Raw genomic sequence first — 24,247 nt, forward strand, 5'->3', positions numbered from 1 at the left:
GTCGAATAACTCTATCGGCCAATCTCAAAAGCGTTATTTTGAAACCAATATCCAAGTACTTTAACGAGGGACTGTTGATGAACGTGATTGCTGACTTATGTGTGATCCCTATCGGCGTTGGTGTTTCCGTCAGTAAATACGTTGCTGAGTGCGAGCGGGTGCTGGAAGAGGCGGGGCTTTCCTATCGCCTGCACGCATACGGTACCAATATCGAGGGGGACTGGGATAAGGTGATGGCGGCAGTTAAAGAGTGCCACGAGCGGGTGCATCAAATGGGCGCCGACCGAATCAGTTCCAGCCTGAAATTGGGAACTCGTATTGACCGCGAGCAATCTATGCAGGATAAGATCAACAGTGTGCAAATGAAGTTGGACCAACGATAACAACACAGGAAAAACTATGACGAGCAATTTTAAGAAATCCCTGGTGGCCCTGGCCGGTGCCCTGGCTTTGGCGGGCACAGCCCAGGCCGCAGATTTCTCTGCTGCCATTAAGGGGGATCATCGCAACAAGGATTATGTCGCCCGCGATCAGTACCGCAACCCAGCGGAGACCCTGGAGTTTATGGGGATCGAGCCGGATATGACGGTAGTGGAAATTACCCCGGGCGGCGGTTGGTATACCGAAATTCTCGGGCCCTACCTGAGCAAGAAGGGGACCTTATATGCAGCGCACTTCCCTGAGAATAGTGAGTCCGACTACTTCAAGCGCTCCCTGAAGAACTTCAAAGCAAAGCTGGCTGCTAACGATAAGGCTTACAAGAAAGTAATTGTGACTGAGTTTGCCCCGCAAACCGGTCGCGAGATTGCTCCGGCAGGCAGTGCCGATGCCGTAGTAACTTTCCGCAACGTGCACAACTGGATGTATCGCGATTATGCCGATGAAGCTTTTGCCAGCTTTTTTGCCGCGCTGAAGCCCGGTGGTGTTCTGGGGATCGTTGAGCACCGTGCCAAGCCAGGTACCAGCCTGGAAGATATGGTGAAAAGTGGTTATGTCACCCAGGAGTATGTTATCGACCTGGCTAAAAAGGCGGGCTTTGAATTCGAAGAGGCCAGCGAGGTAAATGCGAACCCCAAAGACACTGCTGACCACCCCAAAGGCGTATGGACCTTACCGCCGGTAATGCGCTTGGGTGAAGAGGACCGTGAAAAGTATCTCGCTATCGGCGAGAGCGATCGTATGACCCTGCGCTTCCGCAAACCCAAGTCCTGATCGTTTTACAATATTCTGGGGGTGGCTATGGCTGCTCCCAGCCTACCTGAATTAGTCGCTGTATGATTATTCCCTTCGAACAACTAGATGCCGATACCCTGCAATCTCTGCTGGAAGAGTACGCCACTCGCGAGGGCACCGAATACGGTGAACGTGAAGTGGAACTGGTGGACAAAGTTGCCGGCCTGCGTCGCCAGCTGCAATCCGGCCAAGTGGTGATCTGGTTTGAGCCCGGTGAAGAAACTGTAAACCTGGTCCTGGCCGAGGACCTGCCCCCCGATGTCTGAGTGGTTGATCGATAGCCCGAGAGAGCCCCTTGCGCGCTTTCTGTTTGCCCATGGCGCCGGGGCGCCGATGGACAGTGAGTTTATGCAGTTCCTGGCGCAGGGGTTGTGTGAGCAGGGTGTGGAAGTTGTCCGTTTTGAGTTTCCCTATATGGCGCAGCGGCGCACCGGGGGAAGTAAGCGGCCACCCAATACCATGCCCCAGCTGCAAGAGTCTTTCCGCGAGCAAATCGTCCAGTTAGGCCCCGAGTTGCCCCTGTTTATCGGTGGTAAGTCCATGGGCGGGCGCGTGGCGAGTCTATTGGCGGATGAATACTGGGGGCAGAAGGCGATTGCCGGTGCCGTATGCCTGGGATATCCGTTTCACCCCCAGGGCAAGCCGGAAAAGCTGCGTACCGAGCACTTGGTGGATATTCGCTGCCAGACCTTGGTAATACAGGGAGATCGGGACCCATTAGGCAGCCGGGCTGAGGTAGAGGGCTACGGTTTGGCGAACACCATTGAGGTCGAGTGGCTGGAAGATGGCGATCACGACTTTAAACCCCGTCGCGCCAGCGGTTTTAACCAGCTTCAGCATTGGCAATCCGCAGTAGAGTTGGCTGCCCAGTTTATGCTGCGATCTCGAGGACAGTAATGCGCTCTTCCCGCACCATCAGTGGGTTGAGTAGATTCATCTGTGCGCGGCGCTCCTGGCTGGTATACCAGTGTTGCCAATGGAGCTCAGATTGCCATTTGGAGAGTGTAAAGCGCCGCAAGGGATTGCCCTTCTCGATATAGGTCTGCCCCTCGATAAAGCCTACTGTGCGGTAGGCGCAAGTGAGGATTTTGCGGGCGGCCTCTTCATAGCTGCCCTGCATTTCTGCCGCAATTTCCCGTTCTATCAACACGTAGATCATTGTCAGCCCGAATTGCGTTAGCCCTATGAGGATTTTAGTGCGGGCGCAGGGGAATTACCGCGCGGCCCTCATGCCTCTGGAGATGACGACGGCGGTAAAATTGCGCACAATGATACCTATGAAGTCAGATCACACCTTAGATGCCCGTGGCCTCCTGTGCCCGGAACCCGTCATGATGCTGCATTCAGCGGTGCGCAATGTCGCCGATGGTGAAGTGTTGAAAATGGTTGCTACCGACCCCTCCACTCAGCGGGATGTGCCCAAGTTCTGCCAATTTCTTGGATATGAGCTGGTACAGCACGCAGAGGAAAATGACGAATTTGTCTACTGGATTAAAAAAGCGGAATAGCGGGTCGCGGTTGCTCCAGCCCCCATGCCATTGGCGGGGGCTGGCACACTCCTGAATATTAAGACCCAACAGTCCCTAGGGAGCTGTCACCAGGGCAGCGATAGCGGCCAGGGCTTCGGGGTCCTCGGATTTAATTTTGTTAGCGATATGGTGTTGGAAAAAGTACCGGAATCCCTCGCTCTCCTGCGCGGGGTACAGGCAGTGATCCCCCGGTAAAACCGGAGTGGTTTCAACAATATCGTGGTCTATTAGCATGCCGTGAATCTCCCCGTCGGCGTGCAACCTCCAGCTGACGACCTCAATCAGTGTCAGGTTCTCGCGCTGTTCATCCATAAACACAGCGTGGGTGCCGATGGTGTCGGGGATCTCCTGGAGTACTTCCTCAGCTTTATTGCTCTCGTATTCAAAGTATTCCGCCGCAGTCTCCAGCTCGACGATCTTGTGAATGGGGGGCTGATGGAAGATTTCCTCAATGCCGGGGTCATAGTAGCCCTCAAAGCGTCCGTCGAGAGGGTCCTTGATGTCGGGACAGGCCACTATGGTGTTTAACCAGGGAACGAGGCCTACGACCTCGCCATTTGCTTTGAGACCCCAGCATAAAACTTTCAGGCTATATAGATCTGTGCCGCTGGAGTTGTTGGAGTAGAGCATTTCCAAGCCGTCTAGCTCCGGCGAAAGACGAATAAAGCGCCTGTCCGCAGAAGTTTCGATGGGCTCGCCGGTGAAGAGGTCAACCACATTGTTGATGCTGTGGTCTGTCATGGAACACCTCCTTGCAGGGCCGGTTGTATACCGTCTCCACGTCAGATGAAGGTGCGACAGCGAAATGCCCTACCTCTGAAGGAAGACTGGGGCAGGAGGGTGTTTGATTGCTTTAATTCCCTCCTCGGGGAGACGCTAGAAGGACACGCCCTCTGCGGCATCCCTGTTCCTAAAGGTATATGTTGATTTGCCGAAATACAACCAGCGCCTTTTGCGCCCCGCAAGCGCCTGCGCTTTGATCGGGGCGCAGGCGTTGATATAGTCCCCGCCTTTGAGGTATCCCGGAGAACGCCTTGCCTGTTGCAACCGCAGAAATGGCTTCTGTTCCTACGAAACTGCCAATGGCTGATCGTATTGTCAGAGTCTTCGATCACTGTTTTTCAGACCCAAATGGGCTCAATACCCGACTTCGCGGGGGCTTTTGCGAGCCCTATTACCGGCCCAGGGGGGAGGGTCAAACCTACCACCAGGTAGAGTTCACCCTGGACTATGCCGCCAGCGCTTTGCATGAAGTGGCGCACTGGTGTGTCGCCGGAGAGGCCCGGCGGCAGTTGCCGGATTACGGTTACTGGTATGCGCCGGATGGTCGCAGTGCCGACCAGCAGGCTGAGTTTGAGCAGGTAGAGGTCAAGCCACAGGCCCTTGAGTGGATCTTTGCACGGGCTTGCGGACTCAAGTTCCGCGTGAGCGCCGACAATCTGGAGAATGGATTGGGCGCCAGCGACCCGTTTAAAAAGGCCATCTGGCAGCAAGTTCTGGACTATTGTGATACCCGGCCCAACCCTCGGGCCTGTGCATTCGCCGAAGCCCTGATGAAGGAATTCGGTTGTCCCAATCCTTTTGACCGGGGCAGCTGCCAATTGGCGGATCTCTCTTGAATAGTTATCTCATAGACGCATCGGTATATATTTTTCGCTACTACTTTGCACTGCCGCCCAACTGGGAAAGTCGCAGTGGCTACTCCACTGAAGCCGTTTACGGCTTTACTAACTTCCTGTTGGATATGTTGGCGCGACAACCGGGCTATATTGCCTGCGCCTTCGACGAATCTTTGGGAAGCTGTTTTCGCAATGAGATTTACCCGGACTATAAGTGCAGTCGCGCATTGCCCGATGAAGCCCTGGCTTTCCAGCTGGCTGCGTGCCGGGAAATGGCTGAGGTACTGGGTATTGCCAGCTTTTCCAGTGAGCGCTACGAGGCCGATGACATACTGGCCACGTTAACCCGGAAGCTGCACCGGCATAACCCAGTGGTCGTGAGCCGGGACAAGGATCTGGGGCAGCTGCTGGCTCGGGGCGCTGTATCCCTGTGGGATTTTGCCAACGACCGGCACCTGGATGGCGAGGGCGTACGGGAAAAGTTCGGTGTGCGCCCGGAGCAGATTCCCGACTATCTGGCCCTGGTGGGAGACACCAGCGATGATATTCCCGGGATACCCGGGGTTGGCCCAAAGACTGCGGCACGCCTGTTAGAGGCATTCGACACTATAGAAATGTTGCTGGAGCAGCTCGATACCCTTGCCACAATACCCATTCGCGGAGCCAAGGGATTGGTGGCCCGGATAGAGGAATACGAAGAGCAGCTGCACCTAGCCAAGCGCCTGACCAGTCTTGAGGAGCGGGTTCCTCTGGATATAAAACTGGCAGATTTGCGCCCGCAGCCGGTAGATGTCTATCTGGCCCGTGCCCTGGCGGAGAAATTTGGTATCGGTGGCCTCAGCAAGAAGATTGAACGCACCTTAGCGGGTGTTGATGGAGAACTTACATGACGGATAGCGCTGCACAGAGTGCGGGATTAAAAATTGTCGCCGATGAGAATATTCCTGCGTTGGAGGAGTATTTCGGTGATCTGGGAACGCTGGAGCGCTACCACGGCCGCACCTTGAGCCGAGAACAATTAATTGATGCGGATATTTTGTTGGTGCGCTCGGTCACCCAGGTTGATCAAAGCCTGCTGGAGGGGACCCGGGTGCGCTTTGTTGGCAGCTGCACCATAGGCACTGATCACCTGGATACCCAGTGGTTGGAACGCAATGAGATCTTCTGGAGCGCCGCGCCTGGCTGCAATGCCAACTCCGTGGTGGAGTATGTTTTCTGCACCCTGGCGGCACTGGAAATTGACTGGCATGGGCGCAGCTTCGGCATAGTGGGCTGCGGCAATGTGGGCGGATTATTGCAACAGCGCTTGCATGCCCTCGGGGTTTCCTGCGCAGTTTACGATCCCTGGCTACCGGAAAACCCGGATGCGAGTGAGCTGGCAAAGGTGCTGAGCCAGGATATTGTTTGCCTTCACGCACCGCTGGTTAAGGGCGGCACCTACCCCAGTTTCCATATGATTGGAGCAGAGCAGTTGCGTCAGCTCCGCGATGGCAGCGTATTGATTAGCGCCGGCCGGGGTGGGGTGGTAGACAACCGGGCACTGCTGAGGGAAATCCAGCGGGGTAAGCGTTTTACTTCCGTACTGGACGTATGGGAAAACGAACCGGATATTGATACTGAATTATTGCAGCATGTTGACCTGGGGACACCGCATATTGCCGGTTACAGTCTGGATGGGAAGCTGGCCGGCACCCGTATGATTCGCGAGGCCTTGTGCCGGGAATTGGGTATTGCACCTATGTCTGCGGAATGTCAGCCGGCTGTCACATCTAAAGAGATCGCGGGAGACTCAGCAGAAGAATTACTGTTGCAGATGTACAACCCCCGTGCGGATGATCGCCGCCTGCGCGCGGCGGCAGCAGGTGATGTGCCGATGGAGAAGGCTTTTGATTTGCTGCGTAAAGAGTACCCCGAGCGTCTGGAGTTCAGTCACTACAAAACTTCAGCCCAGACTTTGGGTGACGAAGAGAAGCGGCAACTGGAAGTGTTGGGGTTGGCGTGCAGTTAAGTAAACAAGTAAAAAAGCTTGGTTTAATTATTAACCCCTGGGCTGGCATTGGTGGCCCGGCAGGTCTCAAGGGGAGCGATGGTGCCGAAACGGTGCAACGCGCGCTGGACGCAGGTATCGAACCCCAGGCAAATCAGCGTGCGGCGCTGGCCCTTGAGGAGCTAAAACCCTATAAGGATGAGCTGGAAATCCTGTGCTTTGCCGGCGATATGGGGGCCAGTACAGCGCGTAAACTCGGTTTTTCTGTCTGTGAAGTGGGCGTGGCCGAGTGCTCGCCATCCTCCCCGGAAGATACAGAGCGTGCAGCAGCCACTATCCGCAACAATGGTGCAGACCTCATTGTTTTTATTGGCGGTGACGGCACTGCGAGAAATATCGTCAATGCCCTGGGAGATAATTTCCCGGTACTGGGTATTCCCGCCGGAGTGAAAATGCACTCCGCCTGTTTTGCGATTTCCCCTAAAGCGGGTGGCGAGGTTTTGCGCCGTCTGATGGCGGGGCAGCTGGTGGACCTCGCTGAGCGTGAAGTGCGGGATATTGATGAGCAGTCATTCCGCGGTGGGCGGGTAACCACGCGTTACTACGGCGAATTGCTGGTGCCCCAGGAAGGTCAGTTTTTACAGGCGGTAAAAAATGCCGGCCGCGAAGTGGAAGAGCTGGCAGTTGCAGATATCGCCGCAGAGATTACCGAAGACCTGGACCCGCAAACCCTGTATGTCGTTGGCCCAGGCTCTACTACGTTGGCAATCCTCAGCGAGTTGGGCTGTGAGGGAACCCTGTTGGGGGTGGATTTATTACTGAATGGCCAGTTGTTGCAGCTGGATGTCAGTGCGCCGCAAATTGAACAGGCTATCGCCGATCACAGTGGGCCGGTAAAAATCATTCTCACCGCCATTGGTGGCCAGGGTCATTTAATTGGCCGGGGTAACCAACAATTATCAGCCAATGTACTGCGGCGCGTTGGGCGCGATAATTTAATCGTGGTTGCGACTAAAACAAAAATTACAGAATTGCATGGGCGCCCGCTATTAATCGATAGCGGTAACCCCAAGCTTGATAAACGGTGGAGTGGTTTTATTCGAGTGGTTACCGGCTACCGGGATGCCATTCTTTATCCACTGAGTAACGGGGATATTGAATAAGCGATGAGTGCAGATTGGCAGTTACTGCTGGAGCAGGTAGAAAATAAATTAGGGCAAATTGTTGGCGACAGCCGCCGTTTTTTTCACGGCCGGGGTCGCAGCTATGAGGGCTTAGAGCAGGTCTGCGTTGACAGCTTTTTCCCCGCTTTGTTGGTGACTTTTTTTGAAGAATATGAAGGTGAAGTAGAGCTGTGTGAAAAGCTCTGGCAAATGGCTGAGGCGCGAGGTTATCAAGGAGTTGCTGCACAGCGACGCTATCTCCCTGGGGCTCCTTTGCAGTGGCACTTTGGCGAGCCGGTAACAGACCCGGTCGCGCAGCGTGGAGACCTTAAATTCCCCCTCACGTTTGATCGACAAAATGTGGGTTTCTTCCTGGATATTGAGCCGGGCAGGGCCTGGCTTGAAGAGCAGGTACGTGCAAGGGCTGGGCAGGCGTCGGCAAAAATGCTCAATCTTTTCGCTTTCACCTGTGCCTTTTCTGCGGTCGCGCGAGCGGCAGGTGATATCGATATTGTAAATGTGGATGTCAATCGCGGTGTTTTAAATCGCGGACGGGAAAATCACGAGGTTAATGGGCTGTCCCTCAAAGGGGTTCAGTTCCTGCAATTCGATGCGCTGCGTCAATTCAAGCGCTTCGATCGTCGCGGCCCCTTTGACCTGGGCATTGTCGATCCGCCGACGCGACAGAAAGGTCGCTTCGATGTCAGCCAGAATTATGAAAAGTTGCTGAGGCAGCTGCCCGCTTGTCTCGCCGCTGAGGCGGATCTGCTGATGGTGATCAACTCGCCACGGCACAGCGAAGCCCAGTTTAGGGAGTTAATCCTCGGATCTGACAGTGGTTATGAAGTTGTAGCGCGCTTGGAGCAGAACCCGGATTTCCCTGATCGGGACCCGGATGCTGCCCTAAAAATGTTGCACGTTAAATATCGTCGCCAATCCCGGTAATGGCGATTGTCAATGCCGCGCATTAAGGAACCCCTTACAGCGCGGCAAACTCCCGCATCAAGCGCTCCATCAGCGCCTGCAACTGGCCTGATGATCCCTCGCGCACAGCGCTGTTGAGCAACTGGGCGTTGCTCTGCCCGGACTCAGCTCCGGCATTAATCATTAGCAGGAAACCCTTGTGGGTTAATACCGCATCCTCCATCGCCTCCTGGCGCACCAGCTGGGAAAAGCTGATATAGCCACTCTGCTTTAGCCAGGTCATGGACCCCAGGCAGGCTAAATGGCGGGGGGAGTGCAGCCCGTACTCATCCGGTGAGTCGGGGCCGGAAATATCTTCCACGTAAACGGTTGCCGGTACCGGGAATTGATTAAACATTGCCAGCAGTACCCTGCCGGCATCCCGGTAAAAATCGTGAATATGTAAATCGTCCAGCATCAGCAGGAATATCGCTCCAAAAAGTCGCCCAGGCGTTCCATCGCATGCGATAAGTCGTCGGCACGGGGCAGGAAGACAATACGCAAGTGGTCCGGTGCATCCCAATGGAAGGCACTGCCTTGAGCCAGTAGTATTTTTTCCTGGCGCAGGAAATCCAGCACCAGCTGCTCGTCATTTTCGATCTTATGATGATCCAGATGCAGCTTGGGAAACAAGTAGATAGCACCGCTAGGTTTGACACAGCTCACACCGGGAATGTCATTGAGCATGCGGTGGGCCATATCTCGCTGTTGGCGCAGGCGCCCGCCGGGCAGGACCAAATCGTTAATACTCTGGTAGCCACCGAGAGCGGTTTGTACTGCGAACATGGCGGGTACATTGCCGCACAGGCGCATAGAGGCGAGTATTTCCATCCCCTGAATAAAACCTTTGGCCCTGTGTTTGGTGCCGCTGATAACCATCCAGCCAGAGCGGAAGCCGGCCAGGCGGTAGGACTTGGACAGGCCGTTAAAACTCAGGCAGAGCACGTCCGGGGCCAGTTTGGCCATCGGGGTAAATTCCGCATCGTCGTAGAGAATCTTGCTATAAATCTCATCGGCGAAGATCACCAGGTTGTGACTGCGGGCAACCTCGACAATATCCTCCAGTAGTTCCCGGGGATAAACGGCGCCAGTAGGGTTATTGGGATTGATAACCACTATGCCGCGGGTTTTTGAAGTGATTTTTGCTTTGATATCCTCAATATCAGGCAGCCATCCGGACTCCTCGTCGCAGCGATAGAGAACTGGCTTGGCACCGGTGAGGTTGGTGGCGGCCATCCACAGGGGGTAGTTGGGCATTGGCAACAGCATTTCATCGCCATTGTTGAGAAGGGCCTGGGTGCTCATGGAGATCAGTTCGGAGACGCCGTTGCCCAGGTAAATATCGTTAATCTCGACGCCCGGGATACCCAGGGTCTGGCACTCTTGCATAATGGCCTTACGCGCAGCGAAGAGCCCTTTAGACTCGACGTAGCCCTGTGCCTCAGAGAGATTGTGAATGACGTCTTGGATAATCTCGTCGGGGGCGTTAAAACCGAAGGGGGCAGGGTTGCCAATATTCAGCTTGAGGATGCGGTGGCCTTCCTCTTCCATGCGCTGGGCCTGCTCCATCACGGGGCCGCGAATTTCGTAGCAGACGCCGTGCAGTTTTTCTGATTTATTGATGTCCTTCATGGTGACCTGGAAGCTCTATTGCAGAGCAGGAGCGGCCCAGGGCCGCGAGTTCAGTGCGCGAAAACCGGGTAATGTCCACCAGCGGTAGGTACCACTCCTGCGGGAAACCGGGAACCGATACACATAGGCATTGCCACAAAGTGACGCCTGACCGGAAACCCCAATTGATTACGGAAACACTAGAGTATGTCAAAACAGATGGATGAGAACTACTGGCGGGATAAGCTTACAGATGAGGAGTTTGAGGTCTGCCGGGAAGGTGGGACAGAGGCGCCGTTTAGCGGCGAATATTGGGATGTTTTTGACGATGGCGTCTATCGTTGTCGTTGCTGCGGCGAGGTTTTATTCGGCTCGCAGTCAAAATTTGAGAGCGGGTGTGGTTGGCCCAGCTTTGATGCAGAGCATTATGAAGGTGCGGTGAAGGAGCTGCCTGACAGCAGCTACGGTATGCAGCGTGTAGAGATTCGCTGCAGTAAGTGCGATGCCCATCTCGGTCATGTGTTCGACGATGGTCCCACCGATACGGGACTTCGCTACTGTGTGAACTCTCTATCGGTGAAGCTGGACCAGGGCAGTGATGAAACGGAGGATGACACTGAGTGACGGAATCACACTGGAGTAATTGGCTATTGCGGGTGCAGTGGATTCAGTTACTGCTGATCGTCCTTGCGGCTGCCGCCTTGCGTTACGGGCTGCTGCACTTCTCTGTGGTTTTCAAAATATTTGTGTTTTCTGGCGGTGCAGCCTTGGCAATTGCGCTACTGAGCCTGTTTGTTTTTGTCTGGGGAGTGAGCAAGAGCAAGCCGTTGGTGCGCAGCAATGCTCTGTGGGCGGCGTTGCTCGGACTGCTGCCGGTGGCAATACCTCTGGTAACCGTAGGCAAGGGCAACTTCGATGTGCCAAGAATTCACGACATCAGTACCGATACCCGCAATCCCCCCCAGTATCAAGAGGTATTGAAGTTGCGCCAGAAAGGCGACAACAGTGCCGAATACGGTGGAGAGAAGGTGGCCGAATTGCAGCGGGAGGCGGATATATATGCCGATATAATGCCGTTGCACGTGGACTTCCCGATAGCTCGTACCACTGAGATCGCTGCTGAAGTGGCCGAAGACCTGGGTTGGAAAGTGGTTTCCTATGAGCCTCAGCGGGGCCACCTGGAGGCTGTAGCGAAAACACCGATTCTCGGTTTTACGGACGATATCGTTGTACGGGTCAGCGCTGACGTGGGTGGTGGCTCCAAAGTCGATGTGCGTTCCAGCTCTCGAGTCGGGGTCAGTGACTTGGGTACCAATGCGAAGCGTATCCGCCAATTTCTGGAAGAGTTGCACCTGCATGCGCTGGTGCTCGAGGGAACTGGCACAGAGCGGTACTAGAATGCACTCCAGAAATGGCTGGGTTTTGTAAGTGTCTGACAACAAAAGAAAAAAAATCAAAAAGAGTGTTGACAGGTTTAGCGGTGATCCATAGAATGCGCCCCACTTCTGACGCAGGGCTACACTCAAAGGTGGAGCGAAACGACAGAAGGTTTCTGGGTCCCCATCGTCTAGAGGCCTAGGACACCGCCCTTTCACGGCGGTAACAGGGGTTCGACTCCCCTTGGGGATGCCACGCGGGAATAGCTCAGTTGGTAGAGCGCAACCTTGCCAAGGTTGAGGTCGCCGGTTCGAACCCGGTTTCCCGCTCCAAATTTCCGCTTTGCGAGATGATCTCTAGTCAACTCGGAAAGCACGCCACCGAGAAATCAGTGGCATTGCCATGGACAGCATGGCAGCACCGGATCGCAAGATCGAAGTGCAAGTTTCTGTCCCCATCGTCTAGAGGCCTAGGACACCGCCCTTTCACGGCGGTAACAGGGGTTCGACTCCCCTTGGGGATGCCAATACGACCCGGTAGCAATGCTACCGGATCAATTGCGGGAATAGCTCAGTTGGTAGAGCGCAACCTTGCCAAGGTTGAGGTCGCCGGTTCGAACCCGGTTTCCCGCTCCAATTTTCTGCTTTGCGAGATGATCTCTAGTCAACTCGGAGAGCACGTCACCGAGAAATCAGTGGCATTGCCATGGACAGCATGGCAGCACCGGATCGCAAGATCGAAGTGCAAGTTTCTGTCCCCATCGTCTAGAGGCCTAGGACACCGCCCTTTCACGGCGGTAACAGGGGTTCGACTCCCCTTGGGGATGCCAATACGACCCGGTAGCAATGCTACCGGGTCAATTGCGGGAATAGCTCAGTTGGTAGAGCGCAACCTTGCCAAGGTTGAGGTCGCCGGTTCGAACCCGGTTTCCCGCTCCAATTTTCTGCTTTGCGAGATGATCTCTAGTCAACTCGGAGAGCACGTCACCGAGAAATCAGTGGCATTGCCATGGACAGCATGGCAGCACCGGATCGCAAGATCGAAGTGCAAGTTTCTGTCCCCATCGTCTAGAGGCCTAGGACACCGCCCTTTCACGGCGGTAACAGGGGTTCGACTCCCCTTGGGGATGCCAATACGACCCGGTAGCAATGCTACCGGATCAATTGCGGGAATAGCTCAGTTGGTAGAGCGCAACCTTGCCAAGGTTGAGGTCGCCGGTTCGAACCCGGTTTCCCGCTCCAAAAATAAAAAGCCGCTCAATCGAGCGGCTTTTTGTTTTTCCGATATAGTAATTCTTATCTTCTGCACGGTTACTTTTGCCCGGGACTTGTGCAAGTTCCGGTTCATCCCACCAAGTGACGTGTATGAAAAACCCTAGCTCCCCTCAGGTTGAAATTATTCGGGCAAGCGCGTTGAATAACGCTCCCCACTATAGGAGTGCAAGATGAGCGCTGCGCTATCGATCCATAACTTACAGAAAACCTACGACAATGGTTTCCAGGCCCTGAAAGGCATCAGTTTTGACGTGCAGCCGGGAGACTTCTTTGCGCTGCTGGGTCCCAATGGGGCGGGGAAGTCCACCACAATCGGTATCATCTGTTCCCTTGTGCGCAAAAGCGGTGGCTCAGTGTCGATTTTTGGTGAGGATATCGACGTCGATTTTGCTGCGGCCAAGCGCCTGTTAGGTGTTGTGCCACAAGAATTTAACTTCAGCCAGTTTGAGAAAGTGTTCGACATTGTCGTTACCCAGGGCGGTTTTTATGGTATGCCGCGCAAACTGGCTGAAGAACGCACTGAGAAATACCTGAAACAGTTGGGTCTGTGGGATAAACGCGCTACCCAGGCGCGCATGCTCTCCGGCGGTATGAAGCGCAGATTGATGATTGCCCGCGCGCTGATTCACGAACCGAAGTTGCTGATTCTGGATGAACCCACAGCCGGAGTGGATATAGAGCTGCGGCGTTCCATGTGGAGTTTCCTGGAAAAAATAAACCAGCAGGGCACCACAATTATCCTCACCACCCACTACCTGGAGGAAGCCGAGAGCCTCTGTCGCAATATAGCGATAATCGACAAGGGCGCTATTGTCGAGAACACTTCGATAAAGTCACTGCTGAAAACCCTGAACCGGGAAACCTTTATCCTGGATTGCGCGGAATTTTTCACTGAGTGCCCGGACTTGTCCGGTTATGAAGGGCGTTTGCGGGACAATCACTCACTGGAAGTCACTATTGAAAAGGGGCAATCTCTGACCGAGGTATTTGCGTCATTGCAGCGGCAGGGCATCACAGTTACCAGTATGCGAAATCGCGCTAATCGCTTGGAGGAATTGTTCCTGTCCATGTTGTCGGAAGAAAAAATGTCGGGGCTAGAAGAGTGAAGGGCAGATTAATCTGGATATCATTCAGCACTATTTACCGTCGGGAAGTCCGGCGCTTTATGCGTATATGGCCGCAGACCCTGGTGCCGCCGGTAATCACTATGTCACTGTACTTTGTGATCTTTGGCTCCCTGATTGGTCGGCGAATTGGTGATATGGGGGGCTATCCGTATATCGAGTTTGTTGTGCCGGGTTTGATCATGATGTCGGTGATTACCAACTCCTACGCCAACGTAGTTTCGTCTTTTTACAGCGCTAAATTTCAGCGCAGTGTGGAGGAGCTTCTGGTCTCGCCAACGCCGAATTGGGTGATTATGGCGGGCTATGTACTCGGTGGCGTGTCACGGGGATTAATGGTGGGGTTGATAGTGACTCTCGTAGCGATGTTTTTTACCTCACTGACGGTAGAGCACATCTTTGTCACGGTAGCGATTGTATTTTTGACGGCGGTGCTGTTTTCCCTGGCTGGGTTTATCAATGCTATTTTTGCCAATAGTTTTGATGCTATCTCTATTATTCCGACCTTTGTATTAACTCCCCTCACATACCTGGGAGGCGTGTTTTACTCTATCGACCTGCTGTCGCCTTTTTGGCAGGGGTTGTCGAAATTGAACCCCATTCTTTATATGGTGAACTCCTTCCGTTACGGCATTTTGGGTGTTTCCGATATTAATGTTGCCGGGGCATTTTTTGGCGTCCTGGTATTTATTACGCTTTTGGCATCCTGGGCCATTTATCTGATGAGCCACGGTAAGCGACTGAGACATTGAGAAATTTATGACAAGAGAAGACTGGCAAAACCTCCCCCTGGGGCAGGAGACCACCTACGAATCCACTTACAACCCCGAGTTGCTCCATCCAATTCAGCGCTCAGTATCCCGAGCCCAGTTGGGGCTTTCTGCCGGCGCAATGCCTTTCTTTGGAGAGGACGAATGGTGGGGTTTTGAGCTTTCCTGGCTGAACCCCAGGGGCAAACCACAGGTGGCGGTGGCTCGTTTTAGTTTTCCTGCGGAAAGCCCCTGCATGGTGGAGTCAAAATCCTTCAAGTTGTATTTAAACTCTTTCAACCAGAGCAAGTTTGAATCCTGGAGATTGGTACAGGATGCCCTGGTGCGGGATCTCTCTGCAGCGGCGGGGGCAAATGTCGGCGTTACCCTGATGGATGTGGAAGATGCAGCGCTGGCAGTTGAGAAGCCAGAGGGCTACTGTCTGGATCATCTCGATATAGAAGTGAATAATTACGAACCGGACCCCGCACTCCTCGCCCTCGAAGGCGGTGAGGAAGATGTGAGTGAGGTTCTTTATAGCCACTTGCTGCGCAGTAATTGTCCGGTAACGGGACAACCAGATTGGGCGACAGTGGTTGTGGACTATAAAGGACCGGCACTAAAGCGAGAGGCACTGTTGGCTTATATTGTCTCCTTCCGCGAACACCAGGATTTTCACGAGCACTGTGTCGAGCGTATCTTTTGCGACTTGCAACAGCTGGCGGAATTTACCGAGTTAACTGTATGTGCCCGCTATACCCGCCGTGGCGGCTTGGATATTAATCCGCTGAGATCGACTCGCATTGAGAAACGTATGCCTTCGCGTTTTGCCCGTCAGTAATTTCCTTTCTTAAGTGCCACCGGAGTCCCCGGTGGTACGGTCCTTCAATTTCAATCTTTGCTTGGTGCCGGCCTGGGTTGGCGCTGCGGACTCTTAAGCTACGCTTTCCAGATAGGCCGGGGAAACCGACAGTGTAGTTGTGTTGGCCGCCCCACAGGAGGTGGAGTTGAGGCTGACAGATGGAGATTAATACCCAGTCCCCAGTAATTCCTGCCGTAGTAATCGGTTTTGCCCCACTTCTTTTTTCCCAATCCTCCACTGCAGAAGTTTATGTTAAAGCTGATGATCTGATACGGGTGATTGAGGCCCAGCAACAGCAGCTGGAAGAGCAGCAGGCTCAGATTCAGAAACAACAGGCAGACCTCGAAGTCCTGCGTCGGCAAATTGAGCAAATGCAACGGGCACCACCATCCCGACCGTCTCTGGAAGTAACTCCTGTACAGCCCGTTGAAGCACCGGTGAGCAAGGAGGACATGAATGATTTACAGCGACAGATTGAGGAAATACGCCAGGAAGTTCCACCTGGTTCGCTGCCTCCGCCGCGGGCCCAGTCTGATCAGGCGGTACCTGACCCCAGTGATATCGAAGATGTGATTGCCAATGCGACAACGGAGTGGCCTGGCTCCATTCCTTTGTTGGGAAATACGATGAAAGCGAAGATCAGTGGCTTTGCGGACTTGGATGTCAATTATGATACCGACGCGATCATCAGCCCCGCACAATTTGTACCTGCCGATATTGTGACTTTCGACAAAACGGCTGCAGAGGGAGCAGACGGGCAGACAGAATTTACCGTGCAAACCTCCAGGTTGGTATTTGAGACCCTGCAGCACTGGGAGGGACGTGAATTTAAAACCCTGATTTCGATGGACTTCCTGCAGGACTCCAGTGTTACCACTCCCAATCCCCGTATGCGCAAAGCTTATGGAGAAGTGAGCAATGCGCTATGGGGGGGCAGTATTCTTGTGGGGCAGCAGTGGTCAACATTTGCGAACTTGGAAGCGGTCCCCAATACCCTGGATTTCCAGGGGCCTAATTCGGCATTTGGCTTGCGCCATTCAATGGTCCGATGGATTAAGAGGTACGGGCCACAGTATTACTTTAAGGTGGCTATTGAAGCGCCGGACTCACAAATATTCGAGGATGCAACCGAGGTTGCCCGCTGGCCCGATGCGGTATTTGCGCTGGAGTCGGACTTGCCTAGGTCCCAGGTACAAGCGGGTTTGGTATTAAGGGATTTGCGCGCGAGTGGCGATCCGGATTCAGCCGTATCAACTACCGGCTGGGGATTAAATTTAAGCGGCACTTTCAATATGCCCGGCGTACTTTCCAAGGATGTTCTTTATTACTCTTTGTCCCTCGGTGCGGGATATAGCGGTCTACTTAATGACGCGCCACCAGATGCAGCTTATGATTTTTTTGATAACTCCGTAGAGGCACTAAACACTACAGCCTGGTATCTGGGGTACCAGCACTGGTGGACTCCTTGCCTGTATACCGTAGCGACCTATGGCAGGGTGAGACAGGATAATCTGGACTTCCAACCCGGTGATTCCTACAAAGCAACCCAATACCGCAGTATCAATATTGTTTGGTTACCCTTTCCCCGTTGGCTGACTGGAATCGAGGTGCTCTACGGCGCTCGCAAAGACAAGAATGGTGATAGGGGGTCTCTGGTGCGGACACAATTTACGACCCGAATGACGTTCTAAAAACAGCAATGTATTTAAAAGAGGTGTTCAGGTATATGCGAGTAAAACGAGAGAAGGTATTTCAAGCTCGAATTATTAGGTTGCTATGCAGCCTTTCATTGATTTCTCTTCTACTCGGATGGACTTCAGCCAGTACCGTGGTTACGCGGGTATGGCAGTCCCCATATATTGGTATTCAAAGCTTAGGAAAAACCCTGGTACTCGCATATACCCTGGTACCGAGGCCGATAGTCGGTGGGCAGGTAGAAAGGGAGTGGGTCATGCAACTGCAGGATACGGGTATTGATGCGCATTCCTGGAGTGCTCTGGGGGCAATAACTGGTGTTCCCTCAATGGGGGAGATTGCACCCTTGCTCCGGGAGAGGGGATTTGACACTTTATTGGTTACCCAATTGTTGGCATTAAAACGGATCAACCCGAATATCCGCAACTCCCAGGTTGCTGTTGTGGAGACACGTTTATATTCGGCGCCCAGTGACGAAGTTTATTGGTCGGTTCAGTCGGATACTTTTTTATACAAGTATTCAGGGGAGGAGCTGCGCCATCCCAATGAGAGAGATTTACGCGAGTTTGTAGAGGTGATGATTCGCACTATGTCTGGCAATGGCGTTTTATAGCCGCTAATTTATCGTGATTTTTATCGAACCTTTCTCCAGGCCAATAGAGCTGTTGTATTCAGCTATTCTGGTGAGACAAACCGTTGATGGGCCTATCAAAGAGTGCGCGTTCAATGGTTCGAAAGGGAATTCAAAGCGTTAGCAGGAATAGATGCCGGCTAACTACTTTTGGCGGTAGGCTTTACCATGGATTGGAATCTAAAAGCCCCTGTGGTTTTTTTGCGAGCGTATTTAAGATGGTGGCGGTGTGTTGATATGCACACTCTGCGAACACTATTTTTCCTGCCAGTTTTTCTCTCAGTCATATTAATCCCTTATTCAGCCATTGCTTCTGAAACCTTTCTGATGCCACTGGGTCCAGTGGCGGAAGAGCAGAAAGTACACTTCTTTTGGGCAATAGCACTTACCATGGTCGCCGTTCTCCCGGTATTTATTTTGGTCCCAGTGATCCTGTTCAAATACCGGAGGAAAAAAGGTCGAGGATTTTACGCGCCAAAATGGGAAACTTATGGCCCGCTGGAAGTGATTATGTGGGGTGTGCCATTTCTGGTCATTATTGTGTTGTCAGTGATGCTCTGGCGTGCAACGGCACGGCTCGATCCCTACAAGGAAATCCAGGGTGTTGTTCCCCCGGTAAAAGTGCAGGTAGTGGGGCTCGACTGGAAATGGTTGTTTATCTATCCGGAGCTGGATATTGCAACAGTCGGTGAATTGGTTGTGCCCGTACACACTCCAGTCTCAATGATATTGACCAGTGATACTGTAATGCAGTCGTTTTTTATTTCTGCACTGGCAGGGCAGATTTATGTGATGCCGGGAATGACCACAAAGCTTAATTTTATTGCATCCAAGACGGGAGAGACGGAGGGAGAGAACACCCAATATACCGGCGATGGTTTTGCTGATCAAAAATTTGTCGTCCGAGTGGTGAATGATGAATCCTTCGAGACTTGGGTCCAAGGTGTGCGAGCTGGAGGGGTTGTCCTAAACGCTGAAAATTATAACCGCCTGGCACAGCGAAATACCAAAAAACAAGCATACAAAGTCTTGGGAAATAGCAAGATGCCAGAAAATACACTGTATTTTAACTTGCCGGGCACAGACCTTTTTCATGAAATAGTAATGCGTTATCACTCCGGTAAACCGCTGAGCATAGAAGAGCAGCCCGGCACCCGAAAATTCGGCCGAGGCGAGGATGATGCCGAGGGAGCGCAGCCATGAACAATTTGGATTACGGTTGGCTGGGTAAGCTCAATTGGGATTCTCTGGTATTTAGCGGGTTTCTTGAGCGGCCCTCAGTCAGTGAGGCCGTTGCCAGTGTGGCGGGCTCGATAGTAATACTGGCAACAGTGGGAATCCTGTTTTTATTGACCTGGTTTAAAGTCTGGGGAACACTCTGGCGGGATTGGTTGACCAGCACTGATCACAAAAGAATCGGCATTATGTATATCGCTTTTGCGATCGTGATGTTGGTTCGAGGGTTGCTGGAGGGGATGGTAATGCGTGCCCAGCAAGCCGCCGCACCGGAAGGCTTCCTCTATGCAGATCACTTTGCCCAGTTGTTCAGTACACACGGCACCATAATGGTGTTTTTTGTGGCAGTTCCGTTTTTGGTGGGCCTTATTAATTTCGCTATGCCGCTGCAAATTGGTGCCCGTGATGTGGCCTTCCCGGTACTTAATCAAATCAGCCTGGCGGTGACAGTTTCTTCCGGTATTTTGTTGATGGTCTCTCTGGTGGTGGGGCAGTTTTCTACTGGGGGTTGGTCGGCTTATCCGCCTTATACGGGGGCGGATTTTAGCCCTGGGGTTGGGCCTGACTACTGGATATGGGCGATCGTATTTTCTGGGGCGGGGACCACATTAACGGGGATTAATTTCACCGTCACCGTGTATAAATGCCGTGGTCCAGGAATGCACTTATTCCGTATGCCACTGTTTTGTTGGACCGTACTCTGCGCCTCCATTCTAATGATTTTCGCAATGCCGCCTCTCAGCGTTGCCGCACTGATGTTGGGCTTGGATCGCTACCTGGATTTCCACTTCTTCACCAATGACCTCGGTGGAAATATGATGAACTATGCCAATTTGTTTTGGCTCTTTGGCCACCCTGAGGTCTATCTATTGGTGCTGCCAGCCTATGGGATTTTTTCCGAGGTCTTTTCCACCTATTCGGCCAAAACCCTGTACGGCTATAAATCCCTGGTGATTGCCACCATGTGTATTGCGATTCTGTCGTTTACTGTGTGGTTACATCACTTTTTTACCATGGGGCAGAGTCCGACGATCAATATTGCCTTTGGTATAGCGACTATGCTGATCGCGGTGCCGACCGGGGTGAAAGTTTACGACTGGATGGCGACCATGTATCGCGGTCGAATACGTTTTACCACTCCAATGGTTTATGCCATCGGCTTTTTAATCCTGTTCGTGATTGGTGGCCTCTCCGGGGTTATCCTGGCTAACCCTACGGTTGATTTCCAAGTGCACAATACACTGTTCCTGGTGGCGCATTTCCACAATGTTCTGATTCCCGGCGTGCTGTTTGGAATTTTGGCAGGGTACAACTACTGGTTCCCCAAAGCATTTGGTTTCCGCCTTAATGATAAGTGGGGCAAACGTTCAGCCTATCTCTGGTTTGCAGGATTTATGGTGACATTTTTCCCACTCTACGGCGCCGGCTTATTGGGGATGCCAAGACGATCATTCAGCTATGCCGATCTCACATTCAAGCCTTACATGATCGTTGCTTTTATCGGCGCAATGATTGTTCTGGCGGCCTTAATTTCGCTGGTTATTCAATTTATCGTAAGTATCAGGGACCGAAAGAAAACCCAGGTTCCTGTGGGTGATCCTTGGGATGGACGCTCCCTGGAGTGGAACTCTCCCGCTCCAGTACCGGCTTATAACTTTGTTGAAATACCCAAGGTTACTGATCGGGATGCATTTACTGAGGCTAAGGAGCACGGTGAAGCCTATAAGCGGCCTAAAGTCTATCGAGACATAGAGCTCCCTAAAAATAATCCTCTCGGATTTATTTTGTGCGTTGTCAGTGGAATTTTGATGTTTGCCCTGGTTTGGTACATCTGGTGGCTTGCACTGATCTCCGCATTAACCATTTTGGTTGCAGTTATCGCCGCCACCTTCCGCAAAGAAACGGAATATATTATTCCTGCCAGTCAGTTAGAGAAGGATACGGAAGCTTGGTTGGCCTTGGTCGAGAAGAGCGAGGCGGTGAGCCGGGACCTGGAAGATTCCCCGCGAAATGTCGGCCTTGCGAAGCTGGAGATCTAAATGAATCCCGTCTCTTCACCGAAAAGCCCGGGCAGCATCAATCCCCACGAAGCCATCCACAGAGATCCCGATATGGTGATCTTTGGCTTCTGGGTCTTCATGATGAGCGACCTGATTTTCTTTGGGGTGGTATTTGCGATTTATATCACCATGGTGGGCGCTACCGCCGGAGGGCCGGGCCCGAAAGAGCTTTTTGATTTCGGCAGCTTGTTCGCCCAAACGATGCTTCTTCTAACCAGCAGCCTCACTGCGGGTATTGCGACAGTTATTGTTAAGCATGAACGCAGTCGCTCTGCCTTTCTATTTTGGGTGGTGATAACCCTGTTGCTGGGCATGGGTTTCCTGGCGTTGGAACTTTACGACTTTGCCGGGATGGCCGAGAAGGGAGGGGTGCCACAGCGCAGTGGTTACCTGTCAGCCTTTTTTGGTTTAGTGCCCTTGCACGGTCTCCATGTCACTTTCGGCTGTCTATGGATGATCGTTTTGATCGTTCAGGTTTTCACTATGGGATTGGGGGATGTCGTAAAGCTGCGCTTTCTGCGCCTGGCATTGTTCTGGCATTTCCTCGATTTGATTTGGATCGGAATTTTTTCCGTGGTTTATTTCGGTGGCTGGGTCTATGGCTAAAGAACCGACTTTTGCACAACACCTGCGGCTGTATATCACAGGTTATATCCTGTCTATTGTGCTCACTCTGGCGGCTTTTGCCGCAGTGCTGACGATCGGAAGGGAGAATAAAAGTGTCTTGATTCTCGTTGCGTTACTGGGGGTTGCGCAACTGGTAGTGCAATTAAAATATTTCTTGAACGTAACGACCCAACGGGACCGGAGGGATAACCTGGCGTTAATCCTTTTCTCTAGCTTAATTCTTTTGATTATTGTGTTAGGTACAGTCTGGATTATGGGGAACCTGGCGGTGCGTATGCATACAACTATGTAGCGTTTTACGCTTACGCACCTTTTATAAAATTAGATAATAACTTTGCTCTTCAGGTTGGATGCTGCTTTTTGCAGGGACTGTAAAACCTTTTCTTTATCGTAATTTCGGATTTTATCCAGGTCTAAATGCATTGAGAATCCGGGGGCATGCTCCTCCAAGTAACTCTGCTGGCCACCCAGGTTCTTACGCAGATCAGTAACCTGGTAAACCTTCACCGGGGTACTAATACCTTTTACGGTGATGTGCCCTTTGTCCCGGCACATTACTGTGTGTTTGATCATGGCCCAGGTCTCGTGGCTAATCAGGATTTCTCCCGGCTGGGCGGCGCCTTCCAATCGAGAGGCGAGGTTAACGTGGGTACCCATCACCGTGTAAGACTGGTAGTTGGCAGTACCAAAAATGCCGACAGTACAGTAGCCGGTATTAATACCCATACGAACCTGCAGGGGGCGCGAGATACCTTTGTTGTACCATTCCTGCTTCATTTCACGTACGCGTTTACGCATCGCCAGGGCCATAGCTACGCAGCGCAGAGCGTCTGACTTTGGTCCTTTACTCTCATCGTCCCCAAAAACAACCATTACCGCATCGCCGATAAACTTATCGATAGTGCCGCCGTATTGCCCAGCGATGCGTGCCATTTCAGAGAGGTAATTATTGAGCAGCTGGGTAAAGGTCTCTGCCTCTAATTCCTCGGTGAGCTGGCTGAAGTCTTTGATGTCAGAAAAGAAAACGGTGAGGAGCTTTCTCTGGGTCACCAGAGCTTCTTCATCCCCAGTAGTGACAGAGCGCCACAGCTTTTGTGGCAAGTACTTGGAAAGTTTGTAGGAGCGAACCTTGCTAACGCGCTGCTCAACCATCAGGGAGTGATTGGCTTCCTTAAGCTGGCCAATCTGGCGGTGGGTAAAGAATGCATAGGCGCATAAATAGGCCAGAATACAGATCAGGCTTACGGTGCTGATAGTGAGGTCAGCGCTCACCAGTAGGGATGGTTCGTGCATCAGGTACCCGATAACGACCCCAACCAATAAGCCGGTATTGTGCTCAAACCAAGCGCGACCGCCGCCGCCCCCAGTGAGGGCATTCAGCTGGACCATGGTAACCAGCAGCAGCGAGGGCAGCATGCTGAAGTCTGCCAAGGATATGGTGATGCCGATCAGTACTGTATCCAGGAAAGAAAGGCAGCGGCGGGTTTTCAGTGCTTTTTTATCGCCAGTTTTGTAGAGGATAAATTGGGCGAGAGCGGTATAAGCAATGATGAAAAGAGCAGATCCGGTAATAACCAGCTTGTCTGATTGCCATGGCGCATCCCAATTCACCGCGTTTGCCAGGGTACCGGCAGCGGCAAATAAAATCAGGGTGCGAAAATAGGTGGAGTAGCGAGGGTTAACATTCCGCCCCGTGCTCTCCTCAAGCTGGTCCTGCATTTGTGTTGTTCTTTGTCCGTTTGAGCAGAAAGTGAACACCTTGCGCGTTGGCGATAGGGTGGCTCCGATTTCCCCATCCACCGTATAGCCACGCCGTGACTCCAGCAGCGCAGTTTACTCTTCCGAGGAACAGAATGCGAAAAAACTGTGCATGCAAGTGATATTTTTCTCGTTGTTGTCGCCGGTGATATTACCGCACCTCTAGCCTCAGAACCTCCCAATTTTCATGGCAGATTTGCAGTTTAGGCAGGGAGGGTACCTTAGGGCTTTGTGTATCAAGGTTTATATAGATAGCGACCACTGACTCTACAGCAGGCCAAGGATTATGACAGGGTGCTTTTCCGACATTATTAACCTAGATCAATCTGAGCTCAGGAATCCGGGCGACTTGTACCAGGTGAAGGGAAAAGGGGGGGGGCAGCAAAAGGCAATTTTTCTTATAGCTGCTTTAAGGGGTTGGGTATCGGCCTCAGATAAAGCCGGGCTTATATTCACCTTTGAGTCAAGGGGTTACATAAGTTGTACAGCCCTTATATTGGAGAACTGAAGGGGCAGAGCAGGCCGGAAAACTAATGCTGGTCGGACTAATATAGAGCCTGGATCAATCGACTCACAGAGTCTAGTCACCAAACCTGCGATAGCTGAGGGGCTCATTTGAAGGGGCAAATAGTCGTGGTGACTTGTGCGGATAGCCTGAGCTCCCTCATGATGCCCCGTTTTAACAGCCAGAGAGACTTTTTTCGCATTAGTGCTTGCACAACAAGGAACATTTGGGTAAAGTGCGCGCT

26 protein-coding genes and 8 tRNA genes are annotated in these 24,247 nt (G+C 52.6%); 29 read left to right on the forward strand and 5 right to left on the reverse strand.

Annotated features, from left to right (window positions below; all coding sequences use genetic code 11):
- Positions 1 to 77: 77 nt before the first annotated feature.
- The 4 genes from ACJJI8_RS13550 (at position 78) to ACJJI8_RS13565 (ending at position 2,130) form a co-directional block, all read left to right on the forward strand.
- Complete coding sequence (locus ACJJI8_RS13550; RefSeq protein ID WP_444932698.1) at positions 78 to 383, forward strand: MTH1187 family thiamine-binding protein; 306 nt, start codon at positions 78 to 80, stop codon at positions 381 to 383.
- A 16-nt stretch (positions 384 to 399) separates the two neighbouring features.
- Complete coding sequence (locus ACJJI8_RS13555; protein WP_282933557.1) at positions 400 to 1,212, forward strand: class I SAM-dependent methyltransferase; 813 nt, start codon at positions 400 to 402, stop codon at positions 1,210 to 1,212.
- 62 nt (positions 1,213 to 1,274) lie between these two features.
- Positions 1,275 to 1,499: a YheU family protein gene (locus ACJJI8_RS13560; protein ID WP_444932699.1), complete on the forward strand. Its 225-nt coding sequence runs from the start codon at positions 1,275 to 1,277 to the stop codon at positions 1,497 to 1,499.
- A complete protein-coding gene (locus ACJJI8_RS13565; RefSeq protein ID WP_444927308.1) occupies positions 1,492 to 2,130 on the forward strand; it encodes an alpha/beta family hydrolase in 639 nt (212 codons plus the stop codon). Before ACJJI8_RS13560 ends, ACJJI8_RS13565 begins: the two co-directional genes overlap by 8 nt.
- On the opposite strand, the gene ACJJI8_RS13570 is transcribed toward ACJJI8_RS13565, so the two are convergent.
- The gene (locus tag ACJJI8_RS13570; RefSeq protein ID WP_413665059.1) at positions 2,105 to 2,392 is read right to left on the reverse strand and encodes an antibiotic biosynthesis monooxygenase family protein; all 288 of its coding nucleotides are present in this window, start codon (positions 2,390 to 2,392) and stop codon (positions 2,105 to 2,107) included. The genes ACJJI8_RS13565 and ACJJI8_RS13570 overlap by 26 nt on opposite strands.
- Positions 2,393 to 2,510: 118 nt before the next feature.
- On the opposite strand from ACJJI8_RS13570, the gene tusA reads away from it, so the two are divergent.
- Positions 2,511 to 2,741, forward strand: coding sequence for a sulfurtransferase TusA (gene tusA, locus ACJJI8_RS13575; RefSeq protein ID WP_282933554.1), 231 nt, complete (start codon positions 2,511 to 2,513; stop codon positions 2,739 to 2,741).
- 75 nt (positions 2,742 to 2,816) lie between these two features.
- On the opposite strand, the gene ACJJI8_RS13580 is transcribed toward tusA, so the two are convergent.
- Entirely contained in the window at positions 2,817 to 3,503 is a 687-nt protein-coding gene (locus ACJJI8_RS13580) for a hypothetical protein (RefSeq protein ID WP_108732560.1), read from the reverse strand.
- A gap of 293 nt (positions 3,504 to 3,796) precedes the next feature.
- On the opposite strand from ACJJI8_RS13580, the gene ACJJI8_RS13585 reads away from it, so the two are divergent.
- From ACJJI8_RS13585 to ACJJI8_RS13605, 5 genes are read left to right on the forward strand one after another with little or no spacing between them, the layout of a single operon-like run.
- A complete protein-coding gene (locus ACJJI8_RS13585) occupies positions 3,797 to 4,381 on the forward strand; it encodes an elongation factor P hydroxylase (protein WP_444932700.1) in 585 nt (194 codons plus the stop codon).
- Positions 4,378 to 5,271, forward strand: a complete 894-nt coding sequence (locus tag ACJJI8_RS13590; RefSeq protein WP_444932701.1) for a 5'-3' exonuclease — start codon at positions 4,378 to 4,380, stop codon at positions 5,269 to 5,271. The genes ACJJI8_RS13585 and ACJJI8_RS13590 overlap by 4 nt, the downstream gene beginning before the upstream one ends.
- Positions 5,268 to 6,389: a 4-phosphoerythronate dehydrogenase gene (locus ACJJI8_RS13595; protein ID WP_444932702.1), complete on the forward strand. Its 1,122-nt coding sequence runs from the start codon at positions 5,268 to 5,270 to the stop codon at positions 6,387 to 6,389. Before ACJJI8_RS13590 ends, ACJJI8_RS13595 begins: the two co-directional genes overlap by 4 nt.
- A complete protein-coding gene (locus ACJJI8_RS13600; RefSeq protein ID WP_444932703.1) occupies positions 6,380 to 7,531 on the forward strand; it encodes an ATP-NAD kinase family protein in 1,152 nt (383 codons plus the stop codon). Before ACJJI8_RS13595 ends, ACJJI8_RS13600 begins: the two co-directional genes overlap by 10 nt.
- Before the next feature lie 3 nt (positions 7,532 to 7,534).
- Positions 7,535 to 8,476, forward strand: coding sequence for a class I SAM-dependent methyltransferase (locus ACJJI8_RS13605; protein ID WP_444932704.1), 942 nt, complete (start codon positions 7,535 to 7,537; stop codon positions 8,474 to 8,476).
- 34 nt (positions 8,477 to 8,510) lie between these two features.
- Here the strand turns inward: ACJJI8_RS13605 and ACJJI8_RS13610 are convergent, their stop codons facing one another.
- Positions 8,511 to 8,912, reverse strand: coding sequence for a hypothetical protein (locus tag ACJJI8_RS13610; RefSeq protein ID WP_444896621.1), 402 nt, complete (start codon positions 8,910 to 8,912; stop codon positions 8,511 to 8,513).
- Positions 8,912 to 10,126 carry a pyridoxal phosphate-dependent aminotransferase gene (locus ACJJI8_RS13615; protein WP_108732567.1) on the reverse strand — a complete coding sequence of 405 codons (1,215 nt, stop codon included), beginning with the start codon at positions 10,124 to 10,126 and terminating at the stop codon, positions 8,912 to 8,914. Before ACJJI8_RS13615 ends, ACJJI8_RS13610 begins: the two co-directional genes overlap by 1 nt.
- A 186-nt stretch (positions 10,127 to 10,312) precedes the next feature.
- On the opposite strand from ACJJI8_RS13615, the gene msrB reads away from it, so the two are divergent.
- From msrB to cyoD, 19 genes are all read left to right on the forward strand, one after another.
- Positions 10,313 to 10,729 (forward strand): peptide-methionine (R)-S-oxide reductase MsrB, encoded by a 417-nt coding sequence (gene msrB / locus ACJJI8_RS13620; RefSeq protein ID WP_413665066.1) that lies wholly within the window; start codon positions 10,313 to 10,315, stop codon positions 10,727 to 10,729.
- A complete protein-coding gene (locus tag ACJJI8_RS13625; protein WP_444932705.1) occupies positions 10,726 to 11,502 on the forward strand; it encodes a DUF1499 domain-containing protein in 777 nt (258 codons plus the stop codon). Before msrB ends, ACJJI8_RS13625 begins: the two co-directional genes overlap by 4 nt.
- Positions 11,503 to 11,661: 159 nt before the next feature.
- A tRNA-Glu gene (locus tag ACJJI8_RS13630) sits at positions 11,662 to 11,737 on the forward strand.
- A 1-nt stretch (position 11,738) separates the two neighbouring features.
- Positions 11,739 to 11,814 (forward strand) — tRNA-Gly (locus ACJJI8_RS13635).
- A gap of 118 nt (positions 11,815 to 11,932) precedes the next feature.
- Positions 11,933 to 12,008, forward strand: a tRNA-Glu gene (locus ACJJI8_RS13640).
- A 33-nt stretch (positions 12,009 to 12,041) separates the two neighbouring features.
- A tRNA-Gly gene (locus ACJJI8_RS13645) sits at positions 12,042 to 12,117 on the forward strand.
- 118 nt (positions 12,118 to 12,235) lie between these two features.
- A tRNA-Glu gene (locus ACJJI8_RS13650) sits at positions 12,236 to 12,311 on the forward strand.
- Between the two features lie 33 nt (positions 12,312 to 12,344).
- A tRNA-Gly gene (locus ACJJI8_RS13655) sits at positions 12,345 to 12,420 on the forward strand.
- Between the two features lie 118 nt (positions 12,421 to 12,538).
- Positions 12,539 to 12,614 (forward strand) — tRNA-Glu (locus ACJJI8_RS13660).
- Between the two features lie 33 nt (positions 12,615 to 12,647).
- A tRNA-Gly gene (locus ACJJI8_RS13665) sits at positions 12,648 to 12,723 on the forward strand.
- A gap of 203 nt (positions 12,724 to 12,926) precedes the next feature.
- Complete coding sequence (locus tag ACJJI8_RS13670; RefSeq protein ID WP_444932706.1) at positions 12,927 to 13,862, forward strand: ABC transporter ATP-binding protein; 936 nt, start codon at positions 12,927 to 12,929, stop codon at positions 13,860 to 13,862.
- Positions 13,859 to 14,632: an ABC transporter permease gene (locus tag ACJJI8_RS13675; protein ID WP_444905839.1), complete on the forward strand. Its 774-nt coding sequence runs from the start codon at positions 13,859 to 13,861 to the stop codon at positions 14,630 to 14,632. Before ACJJI8_RS13670 ends, ACJJI8_RS13675 begins: the two co-directional genes overlap by 4 nt.
- 7 nt (positions 14,633 to 14,639) lie before the next feature.
- Positions 14,640 to 15,470, forward strand: a complete 831-nt coding sequence (gene queF, locus ACJJI8_RS13680; RefSeq protein WP_444905838.1) for an NADPH-dependent 7-cyano-7-deazaguanine reductase QueF — start codon at positions 14,640 to 14,642, stop codon at positions 15,468 to 15,470.
- 179 nt (positions 15,471 to 15,649) lie between these two features.
- Entirely contained in the window at positions 15,650 to 17,182 is a 1,533-nt protein-coding gene (locus ACJJI8_RS13685; protein ID WP_444905837.1) for a DcaP family trimeric outer membrane transporter, read from the forward strand.
- 35 nt (positions 17,183 to 17,217) lie between these two features.
- On the forward strand, positions 17,218 to 17,799 hold the full coding sequence (locus tag ACJJI8_RS13690; protein ID WP_444905836.1) for a hypothetical protein: 582 nt from the start codon (positions 17,218 to 17,220) through the stop codon (positions 17,797 to 17,799).
- A 255-nt stretch (positions 17,800 to 18,054) separates the two neighbouring features.
- Positions 18,055 to 19,020 carry a cytochrome c oxidase subunit II gene (locus ACJJI8_RS13695; RefSeq protein ID WP_444932707.1) on the forward strand — a complete coding sequence of 322 codons (966 nt, stop codon included), beginning with the start codon at positions 18,055 to 18,057 and terminating at the stop codon, positions 19,018 to 19,020.
- Complete coding sequence (locus tag ACJJI8_RS13700; RefSeq protein WP_413665088.1) at positions 19,017 to 21,092, forward strand: cbb3-type cytochrome c oxidase subunit I; 2,076 nt, start codon at positions 19,017 to 19,019, stop codon at positions 21,090 to 21,092. Before ACJJI8_RS13695 ends, ACJJI8_RS13700 begins: the two co-directional genes overlap by 4 nt.
- The gene (locus tag ACJJI8_RS13705) at positions 21,093 to 21,719 is read left to right on the forward strand and encodes a cytochrome c oxidase subunit 3 (RefSeq protein ID WP_444916045.1); all 627 of its coding nucleotides are present in this window, start codon (positions 21,093 to 21,095) and stop codon (positions 21,717 to 21,719) included.
- On the forward strand, positions 21,712 to 22,032 hold the full coding sequence (gene cyoD / locus ACJJI8_RS13710) for a cytochrome o ubiquinol oxidase subunit IV (RefSeq protein ID WP_444912603.1): 321 nt from the start codon (positions 21,712 to 21,714) through the stop codon (positions 22,030 to 22,032). The genes ACJJI8_RS13705 and cyoD overlap by 8 nt, the downstream gene beginning before the upstream one ends.
- A gap of 29 nt (positions 22,033 to 22,061) precedes the next feature.
- Here the strand turns inward: cyoD and ACJJI8_RS13715 are convergent, their stop codons facing one another.
- The gene (locus tag ACJJI8_RS13715; RefSeq protein WP_282933535.1) at positions 22,062 to 23,459 is read right to left on the reverse strand and encodes an adenylate/guanylate cyclase domain-containing protein; all 1,398 of its coding nucleotides are present in this window, start codon (positions 23,457 to 23,459) and stop codon (positions 22,062 to 22,064) included.
- Between the last annotated feature and the right edge of the window lie 788 nt (positions 23,460 to 24,247).

The sequence above is a fragment of the Microbulbifer maximicatervae (SeqCode) genome, assembly GCF_052467695.1.

What these genes read in the sequence shown, in the direction of transcription:
- ACJJI8_RS13700 (WP_413665088.1), top strand. Translation starts at nt 19,017, where the DNA reads ATGAACAATTTGGATTACGGTTGGCTGGGTAAGCTCAATTGGGATTCT.
- ACJJI8_RS13705 (WP_444916045.1), top strand. Translation starts at nt 21,093, where the DNA reads ATGAATCCCGTCTCTTCACCGAAAAGCCCGGGCAGCATCAATCCCCAC.
- ACJJI8_RS13605 (WP_444932704.1), top strand. Translation starts at nt 7,535, where the DNA reads ATGAGTGCAGATTGGCAGTTACTGCTGGAGCAGGTAGAAAATAAATTA.
- ACJJI8_RS13565 (WP_444927308.1), top strand. Translation starts at nt 1,492, where the DNA reads ATGTCTGAGTGGTTGATCGATAGCCCGAGAGAGCCCCTTGCGCGCTTT.
- msrB (WP_413665066.1), top strand. Translation starts at nt 10,313, where the DNA reads ATGTCAAAACAGATGGATGAGAACTACTGGCGGGATAAGCTTACAGAT.
- ACJJI8_RS13570 (WP_413665059.1), bottom strand. Translation starts at nt 2,392, where the DNA reads ATGATCTACGTGTTGATAGAACGGGAAATTGCGGCAGAAATGCAGGGC.
- ACJJI8_RS13695 (WP_444932707.1), top strand. Translation starts at nt 18,055, where the DNA reads ATGCACACTCTGCGAACACTATTTTTCCTGCCAGTTTTTCTCTCAGTC.
- ACJJI8_RS13670 (WP_444932706.1), top strand. Translation starts at nt 12,927, where the DNA reads ATGAGCGCTGCGCTATCGATCCATAACTTACAGAAAACCTACGACAAT.
- cyoD (WP_444912603.1), top strand. Translation starts at nt 21,712, where the DNA reads ATGGCTAAAGAACCGACTTTTGCACAACACCTGCGGCTGTATATCACA.
- ACJJI8_RS13580 (WP_108732560.1), bottom strand. Translation starts at nt 3,503, where the DNA reads ATGACAGACCACAGCATCAACAATGTGGTTGACCTCTTCACCGGCGAG.
- ACJJI8_RS13685 (WP_444905837.1), top strand. Translation starts at nt 15,650, where the DNA reads ATGGAGATTAATACCCAGTCCCCAGTAATTCCTGCCGTAGTAATCGGT.
- ACJJI8_RS13550 (WP_444932698.1), top strand. Translation starts at nt 78, where the DNA reads ATGAACGTGATTGCTGACTTATGTGTGATCCCTATCGGCGTTGGTGTT.
- tusA (WP_282933554.1), top strand. Translation starts at nt 2,511, where the DNA reads ATGAAGTCAGATCACACCTTAGATGCCCGTGGCCTCCTGTGCCCGGAA.
- ACJJI8_RS13560 (WP_444932699.1), top strand. Translation starts at nt 1,275, where the DNA reads ATGATTATTCCCTTCGAACAACTAGATGCCGATACCCTGCAATCTCTG.
- ACJJI8_RS13595 (WP_444932702.1), top strand. Translation starts at nt 5,268, where the DNA reads ATGACGGATAGCGCTGCACAGAGTGCGGGATTAAAAATTGTCGCCGAT.
- ACJJI8_RS13615 (WP_108732567.1), bottom strand. Translation starts at nt 10,126, where the DNA reads ATGAAGGACATCAATAAATCAGAAAAACTGCACGGCGTCTGCTACGAA.
- ACJJI8_RS13610 (WP_444896621.1), bottom strand. Translation starts at nt 8,912, where the DNA reads ATGCTGGACGATTTACATATTCACGATTTTTACCGGGATGCCGGCAGG.
- ACJJI8_RS13690 (WP_444905836.1), top strand. Translation starts at nt 17,218, where the DNA reads ATGCGAGTAAAACGAGAGAAGGTATTTCAAGCTCGAATTATTAGGTTG.
- ACJJI8_RS13715 (WP_282933535.1), bottom strand. Translation starts at nt 23,459, where the DNA reads ATGCAGGACCAGCTTGAGGAGAGCACGGGGCGGAATGTTAACCCTCGC.
- ACJJI8_RS13555 (WP_282933557.1), top strand. Translation starts at nt 400, where the DNA reads ATGACGAGCAATTTTAAGAAATCCCTGGTGGCCCTGGCCGGTGCCCTG.
- queF (WP_444905838.1), top strand. Translation starts at nt 14,640, where the DNA reads ATGACAAGAGAAGACTGGCAAAACCTCCCCCTGGGGCAGGAGACCACC.